Annotated in this window: 7 protein-coding genes; 2 read left to right on the top strand and 5 right to left on the bottom strand. The window is 56.7% G+C overall.

The window, feature by feature from the left end; translation table 11 throughout:
- The first annotated feature begins 24 nt into the window (after window positions 1-24).
- Both malF and malG read left to right on the top strand, forming a co-directional pair.
- Window positions 25-1569 (top strand): maltose ABC transporter permease MalF, encoded by a 1545-nt coding sequence (gene malF / locus IM282_RS17285; protein WP_023299085.1) that lies wholly within the window; start codon window positions 25-27, stop codon window positions 1567-1569.
- A 14-nt stretch (window positions 1570-1583) separates the two neighbouring features.
- Complete coding sequence (gene malG / locus IM282_RS17290; RefSeq protein ID WP_003860332.1) at window positions 1584-2474, top strand: maltose ABC transporter permease MalG; 891 nt, start codon at window positions 1584-1586, stop codon at window positions 2472-2474.
- A 96-nt stretch (window positions 2475-2570) separates the two neighbouring features.
- Here malG and psiE read toward each other — a convergent pair whose 3' ends face one another.
- From psiE to yjbE, 5 genes are all read right to left on the bottom strand, one after another.
- Entirely contained in the window at window positions 2571-2981 is a 411-nt protein-coding gene (psiE, locus tag IM282_RS17295; RefSeq protein WP_000202963.1) for a phosphate-starvation-inducible protein PsiE, read from the bottom strand.
- Between the two features lie 178 nt (window positions 2982-3159).
- Window positions 3160-5256 (bottom strand): YjbH domain-containing protein, encoded by a 2097-nt coding sequence (locus tag IM282_RS17300; RefSeq protein ID WP_023299084.1) that lies wholly within the window; start codon window positions 5254-5256, stop codon window positions 3160-3162.
- The gene (locus IM282_RS17305) at window positions 5256-5993 is read right to left on the bottom strand and encodes a capsule biosynthesis GfcC D2 domain-containing protein (RefSeq protein WP_023305255.1); all 738 of its coding nucleotides are present in this window, start codon (window positions 5991-5993) and stop codon (window positions 5256-5258) included. Before IM282_RS17305 ends, IM282_RS17300 begins: the two co-directional genes overlap by 1 nt.
- Entirely contained in the window at window positions 5990-6628 is a 639-nt protein-coding gene (locus IM282_RS17310) for a YjbF family lipoprotein (protein ID WP_058646369.1), read from the bottom strand. Before IM282_RS17310 ends, IM282_RS17305 begins: the two co-directional genes overlap by 4 nt.
- 63 nt (window positions 6629-6691) lie before the next feature.
- Window positions 6692-6934: an exopolysaccharide production protein YjbE gene (gene yjbE / locus IM282_RS17315; protein WP_003860341.1), complete on the bottom strand. Its 243-nt coding sequence runs from the start codon at window positions 6932-6934 to the stop codon at window positions 6692-6694.
- Window positions 6935-7069: the final 135 nt, after the last annotated feature.

Below are 7069 nucleotides of genomic sequence, written 5' to 3' on the forward strand. Positions count from 1 at the left end.
CCACCGTTGTAGAGGAAGAACCCCATGGATGTCATTAAAAAGAAACGCTGGTGGCAAAGCGACGCACTGAAGTGGTCAGTGATAGGTCTGCTGTGTCTGCTGGTGGGTTACCTTGTTGTTTTAATGTACGTGCAAGGGGAATACCTTTTTGCCATCATGACGCTGATTTTAAGCTCGGTTGGCCTGTATATTTTCGCCAACCGTAAAGCGTATGCCTGGCGCTATGTCTACCCCGGTGTTGCCGGGATGGGGCTGTTTGTCCTCTTTCCGCTGATCTGCACCATCGCGATTGCCTTTACTAACTACAGCAGCACCAACCAGCTCGCGCAGGAGCGTGCCACCCAGGTGCTTCTGGATCGTTCTTATCAGGCGGGTAAAACCTTTAACTTCGGCCTGTATCCTGCGGGAGATGAGTGGAAGTTAGCGCTCACTGACGGTGAGAGCGGCAAAAACTATCTTTCCGACGCGTTCAAATTTGGCGGCGAGCAGAAGCTGGTCTTAAAAGAGGCCGCGGCCCTGCCGGAAGGTGAACGTGCCAACCTGCGTATCATCACTCAAAATCGCCAGGCGCTGACCCAGCTCACCGCCGTGCTGCCCGATGACAGCAAAGTAACCATGAGCTCGCTGCGCCAGTTTTCCGGCACGCAGCCGCTTTATACTCTGGCGGATGACGGCACGCTGACCAACAACCAGAGCGGCGTAAAATACCGCCCGAACAACGATATCGGTTTCTATCAGTCGGTGAATGCCGACGGCAGCTGGGGCGACGACAAGCTCAGCCCGGGCTATACCGTTACCATCGGCTGGGATAACTTTACCCGCGTGTTTACCGACGAAGGCATCCAGAAACCGTTCTTCGCCATCTTCGTCTGGACGGTAGTCTTCTCCATCCTGACCGTGATCCTGACCGTGGCCGTGGGCATGGTGCTGGCCTGTCTGGTCCAGTGGGAATCCCTGAAGGGCAAAGCGATTTACCGCGTGCTGCTGATTCTGCCGTACGCCGTGCCGTCGTTCATCTCGATTCTGATTTTCAAAGGGTTGTTTAACCAGAGCTTCGGTGAAATCAACATGATGCTGAGCGCGCTGTTCGGCATCAAACCGGCCTGGTTCAGCGACCCGACCACCGCTCGCTCGATGATTATCATCGTGAACACCTGGCTCGGTTATCCGTACATGATGATCCTGTGCATGGGGCTGCTGAAGGCCATCCCGGACGACCTGTACGAAGCCTCGGCGATGGACGGCGCGGGTCCGTTCCAGAACTTCTTCAAAATTACCCTGCCGCTGCTCATTAAGCCGCTGACGCCGCTGATGATTGCCAGCTTCGCCTTTAACTTTAACAACTTTGTGCTGATTCAGCTGTTGACCAACGGTGGACCGGACCGTCTCGGCACCACCACGCCGGCAGGCTATACCGACCTGCTCGTGAGCTACACCTACCGTATCGCCTTCGAAGGCGGCGGCGGTCAGGACTTCGGTCTGGCGGCGGCGATTGCCACCCTGATCTTCCTGCTGGTGGGCGCCCTGGCGATCGTGAACCTGAAAGCTACACGTATGAAATTTGACTAAGGAGGGCACTGAACATGGCAATGGTACAACCCAAATCTCAGAAACTGCGCCTCCTCGCGACGCACTTAGGCCTGCTGATTTTCATCGCGGCGATCATGTTCCCGCTGCTGATGGTAATCGCCATCTCCCTGCGTTCGGGGAACTTCGCCACCGGGAGCCTGATCCCGGATGAAATCTCCTGGGAGCACTGGAAACTCGCGCTGGGCTTCAGTGTGGAACACGCGGATGGCCGAGTCACTCCGCCGCCGTTCCCGGTGCTGCTGTGGCTGTGGAACTCGGTAAAAGTGGCGACCATCACTGCCATCGGCATCGTGACGCTCTCCACCACCTGTGCTTACGCCTTCGCCCGTATGCGTTTTCCTGGCAAAGCGACCCTGCTGAAAGGGATGCTGATTTTCCAGATGTTCCCGGCGGTGCTGTCACTGGTGGCGTTGTATGCCCTGTTTGATCGTCTGGGCCAGTACGTGCCGTTTATCGGCCTGAACACCCACGGCGGCGTGATCTTCGCCTATCTTGGCGGCATCGCCCTGCATGTGTGGACCATCAAGGGCTATTTCGAAACCATCGATGGTTCACTGGAAGAAGCCGCCGCGCTGGATGGCGCCACCCCGTGGCAGGCGTTCCGTCTGGTGCTGCTGCCGCTGTCGGTGCCGATTCTGGCGGTGGTGTTCATCCTGTCGTTTATCGCGGCGATCACCGAAGTACCGGTCGCCTCTCTGTTACTGCGCGATGTGAACAGCTACACCCTGGCCGTCGGTATGCAGCAATACCTCAACCCGCAAAACTACCTGTGGGGCGACTTTGCCGCGGCGGCCGTACTCTCTGCCATCCCGATTACCGTGGTGTTCCTGCTGGCCCAGCGCTGGCTGGTCAACGGCCTGACGGCGGGCGGTGTGAAAGGTTAAGTTTCATCTGTTATGCCACTGCAACCCTCAACTTTAGACGTATTGTATTGAACCAACTTGTGACTGTTGTTAGGCGCTCTTCGGAGCGCCCTTTTTTTATTCGCGTTTCAGCCGCTTTGAGTTGCACAGCCAGAGGGTGATCACCAGCAGCAGGATCGCCGCCGAGTAGATCAGCACGTCGAGCGGGGATTTATGATCGACGATGATCAGCCGCACAATGGCGGTGATGCCAATATAGACAAAATAGCGCAGCGGGAAGTGAAAGCCGGACTGAAAGTACTTCACAATCAGGGCGATAAATTCAAAGTAGAGAAAGTAGACCACCAGGCCTTCCACCAGCGCGTATTTGCTGGTTTGCTCAGGTGCGAACAGCACATCCGCCAGATGCACCGTCTCTTTACCCAGAAACACGACCAGGATCAGGCCAAGGCTCAGCAGACCGAGGTTCAGCACGGTCTGGAGTATCGTTGAGATAAACTCAACACGCGGGCGAGTCAGGGATGTCATACAGCACCTCATTCTCCAGGGCGAGGTTCCTGTATAACGCAAAAATGTGACGGGGATCTATATTTTTTGTTTATGTTTTGTCCATATGAACATTCTTGCCGGGCGGCACTGCGTTTGCCCGGCCTACAAAAATACTTTCGTAGGCCCGGTAAGCGCAGCGCCACCGGGCAAACAAGCATCAGCGGAAGTTAATGTTCTTATCGCTGGTCATATCATACAGCTGGAACTTACGTCCAAGCTGCTGACCGCCGTCGCGCGTCAGCGGCGTCCAGCCCACTGCCGCACGGCTGCGGGTTGGGCCTGACGAGAACAGATCCAGCGGAATCGACACATACACCCCTTTGGTGAAGTCCCCTTCCCCGTACTCGTCTGGCGAAACGTTGGTGATGGTGGCATAACCGCCTACCACAACGCCGCTGTCGAAGTGTTTGGAGATATCCAGCGTGCCGCCCTTATCACCCGCCAGATACTGGCCGACGCTGGCTTTCACCAGCACGTCCTGCGCGAACGACGGCGTCCAGTAGGCGGTCAGGTGGCCGGTTTTGACGCTGTAGTCGGTGAACTTCATCATGTCCTGCGCGCTGCGCCAGTCACGCTGTTTCACGTAGTTGGCATCAATCCCAAACGCCCAGTTGCTGTCGACAGGACGATAAAGCACTTCTGCCCCGGCGCCGCCGAACATGGTTTCCAGATAGCCACCGTAAACCTGGCCGTAGAAGCCGTTGCCGAAGTACTGGAAGTAGTTGGCCTGGAGGTTATTCACGTAGATATCGTTCTGCACATATTCGCGAACGCGGGTACGCACGCGCGGCAGTTTTGAATCGTTCGGCGGGTTGGTGTAGTTAAATTTGTCGTAGTTGTTGGCAAGGTTGCCGAACAGACTACCGGTGGTCAACAGGTGGTCGGTCACCCACAGATCCGCCGTCGCCATCGCGCCCAGCTGATACATGTAGAAGTTTTCCGGCCCACCCACGGACTGGTTCAGCACCGGATCGATATGGAAATCGAAGCGGGATTTATCGATATACCAGCCCTGCTCGGTGCTCTCTGGCACCACCGGCTCAACGCGTTTTTGCACCAGCTCGGTTTCATGTCCCAGCGGTTCGCCTTCAAGATGACGCTTAAGGCTGGCAACATCGGTTTCAGTGGTGACCTGCGGCAGGTTGAGACGGTTCTCCGTCACGCGGATCGTGCGGATCCCCTCCGGCAGATCGTTCATGACGATCCGGTTGGCGCGCTCGATCCCTTCGCGGGAGTCGCGGTATTTTACCTGCTCGCCGGTGACGTACAGCGTATCGCCTTTGGTCTGGATCTTCGGATCCGCCAGGCCTGCGTTATATTTCAGCAGCGTCAGCTGGTTCGCTACCACGGAGTGCTGAATGATCGCATCCTGCGGCTCCGGCTGGTATTTGGGCCGCGGGTTATCATTGTAGCGCGGCCGCATGTCGTTAAAGTTGGTGCGCAGCGTAAAGCCAAACATCAGGGTATTACCGCGCTCATAGCTGAGGTTAACGTCGGCCCAGTCGGTGACGCGGTAAATGGCGCCGACGTTAAACTTGCTCTTCTGCTCAATCTTGCCGGCAAAATCTTCGCTGTAGTTATTGCCTTCGTACTCCAGCTTCAGGCGCAGCGGCTGCCATGGCGTTTGATACTCTACGCCTCCAAACAACGAGGCCGGGCCGTGGAACATCTGGTCGCCGTTGATGGAACCCGCTTTTTTATAGCTGTTATCGCGGTAGCAGTATTTGTCGCTGTAGGTACAGAACGGGTTGGTTACGTTGCCGCTGGTGCCGAGGTAGCCCCAGCCAAGACCCAGCGAGAAATCAAACGGTCCCCAGGCTTTGCTGGCAACGATGTATTCCGCATCAAACAGGCCGGTCCCGCCAATGTCTTTCGCCCCGACGGAGACCTGCGGCATCCAGTAGCTCTCTTCCCACAGGCGCAGCTTCACGTCGAAGGCTTTGTCTTTATAGGTCTGATCGCCGGAGAAGGCGTCCACGCTGCTGTACTGTTTTGTACGCACGTCGGTGTAGCGCAGCGTGGTCTCCAGCCAGGGGAATAGCTGCACGGACGCAGAGTAGTAACGGTACTGATCGTTATCGCGATAGTTAAGGCTGATTTCCCCCTCGCGGGCCATACGCGCGGTCGGGGTTTGCAGTAAGCCCACGCCGCCAAAATCGGACTGCGACGGGCCGATGGGTGCCGGATACGTTTCTGCATGACAGGCGGCACTCACGCACAGTGCAAGCATGCTGTAGAGATAGGTTTTTTTCATTATTCCGGTATCCGCTGTATCAGGGAGCGAAGGATATCGGCATTAAGCCCGTCATACGCTTTCGTCCAGAAATGGTCGGCAAAACCGACAAAAATGATGCTGCCTGGCATAGGTTCGATATGGCGTTTATTCCAGTAAGCCACCGGCGCTTTTTGCGTATGCCCGTCAGGATAGACCACCCAGGCATAGCTGTTATCCGCACCGCTGAGCAAGCTTTGCTCGTCGAGATAGCTCACGACGTCCCGGCCCGGCGTAAACGACTTTTTGCCAGGGCTGCTGATAAGCCCCATCACGGTGACGGTGGAAGGCTGAGCCGGCAGCCACAGGGTATAGTCCCCTTCCAGCGACGGATTGCCGTTTTCGGCGACGCGCACCTCATCCGGATCGAGATTCACCTTCTGGCGACCCGTCACCTTAACCGCCTGAAGCTGCTGACGCAGGCTAGTAATGGCCGCGGCATCGTCAGCATCTTCCTGTTGTGCCAGCCCGCTCAGTCGGGCGAGCAGCGCCTGATGTTTTTGTTCCGCTACAATCGTCGCCTGACGCTCGCTGATAACCGCCCCGGTCCACCAGCTTTTCGCCAGCCTCGGCTGCCCCACCAGATCGAGCAGATGCCCGGCATTGGTTAAGGTTTTAGGTTTTTCGCTGTCCGGGGTGTAGACCTGTACCGTTCCCGCAGACCACGCCAGCGGCGAGGCCAGGCTGGCGAGAAGCGCAACGTGAATGAACATTTTCATGATTTCGCCGCCTTGATCAGGGTGGTCTTCACCGGGAAGAAACCGGCACCGAGATACTGTAAGGACTGGCGGATTTGCCCCTCTCCGTCCACCCAGAAGCGGTTATGCCAGGTGGCCTGATCGGTTGTCACCTCTTCATCCAGCACGCGCACCTGCGTTTCGTCGCTGCCCACTTTGACGCTGTCCGTACCATCCCAGCGGAAGGTGGAGCGGGCCGTGGCGTAGCGCACCTGTTTGTGCTCGGTCCAGCCCATTGTGCGCGTCCAGCTTGCGCCATCGACGATCTGATTCGGCTTGATGAGCGGATCTTCAGCCAGGTTGTTTACCTCAAGCAGGTTGTCGCCGCCGAGCAACGTTTTCACGATTCGGGAATGCTGAGTCACGATGGTGGCCTGATCCTGCGTCACCCATTTCTGCTGCCCGTTTTCATCGAAAGCGAGCACCACAAACAGTTGCGGACCATCGTTTAGCTGCATGTACTGGCTGGCATACGGCATGTTCTGAAGTTCGTCATCGGTCAGATGCACGCCCGGCGTGCCGAACATGCTGTCCCACAGTGAGTGGCCCAGCCCTTTGGTGGTAGCTGAGCACGCCTGCAACAGCAGGCAAATCAGGATGATTGCAGGTCGCTTCACGACTCTTCTCCGAAGGGGCGAAATAACCACACCGAAGTGTGGTTATGATTAAAACACCCGGTATTACTGGGTGCTGGTCGTCGTAGTGGTCGTGGTTCCGGTATTGGAGCCATCACCGCCACCGGTTGCCGCCAGCGCGACACCCACGGCTGAACTTACGGCGCTGGTGCTGGCTGCGGTAGAACTCCCCGCAGACGCAGACGTCGCTGCCGACCCTGCTGCTTCCCCGACCTGGACCGGAGCTGCATAGACAGACGTCGCCGCAAGCGCAGATATGGCAAAAATGCCATACAGTACTTTCTTCATAACAATTTCCCTTCAATGAATGAATGGAGATTTGCCCGAAAAGAAATTCAGGCGGATTCGAGTATACACAACTAAAGCAGTGGGTTTACCGTGGGGGTAAATAGGGATGAGGTTTTCAGACTAATGGTTAAAAAT

Origin of the sequence: Enterobacter cloacae complex sp. P29RS (genome assembly GCF_014893445.1) — a bacterium.
GTDB classification, from domain to species: domain Bacteria; phylum Pseudomonadota; class Gammaproteobacteria; order Enterobacterales; family Enterobacteriaceae; genus Enterobacter; species Enterobacter intestinihominis.

Excerpts from the sequence above, each read along its gene's own strand:
- malF (WP_023299085.1), top strand. The coding sequence starts at position 25 with ATGGATGTCATTAAAAAGAAACGCTGGTGGCAAAGCGACGCACTGAAG.
- malG (WP_003860332.1), top strand. The coding sequence starts at position 1,584 with ATGGCAATGGTACAACCCAAATCTCAGAAACTGCGCCTCCTCGCGACG.
- psiE (WP_000202963.1), bottom strand. The coding sequence starts at position 2,981 with ATGACATCCCTGACTCGCCCGCGTGTTGAGTTTATCTCAACGATACTC.
- IM282_RS17300 (WP_023299084.1), bottom strand. The coding sequence starts at position 5,256 with ATGAAAAAAACCTATCTCTACAGCATGCTTGCACTGTGCGTGAGTGCC.
- IM282_RS17305 (WP_023305255.1), bottom strand. The coding sequence starts at position 5,993 with ATGAAAATGTTCATTCACGTTGCGCTTCTCGCCAGCCTGGCCTCGCCG.
- yjbE (WP_003860341.1), bottom strand. The coding sequence starts at position 6,934 with ATGAAGAAAGTACTGTATGGCATTTTTGCCATATCTGCGCTTGCGGCG.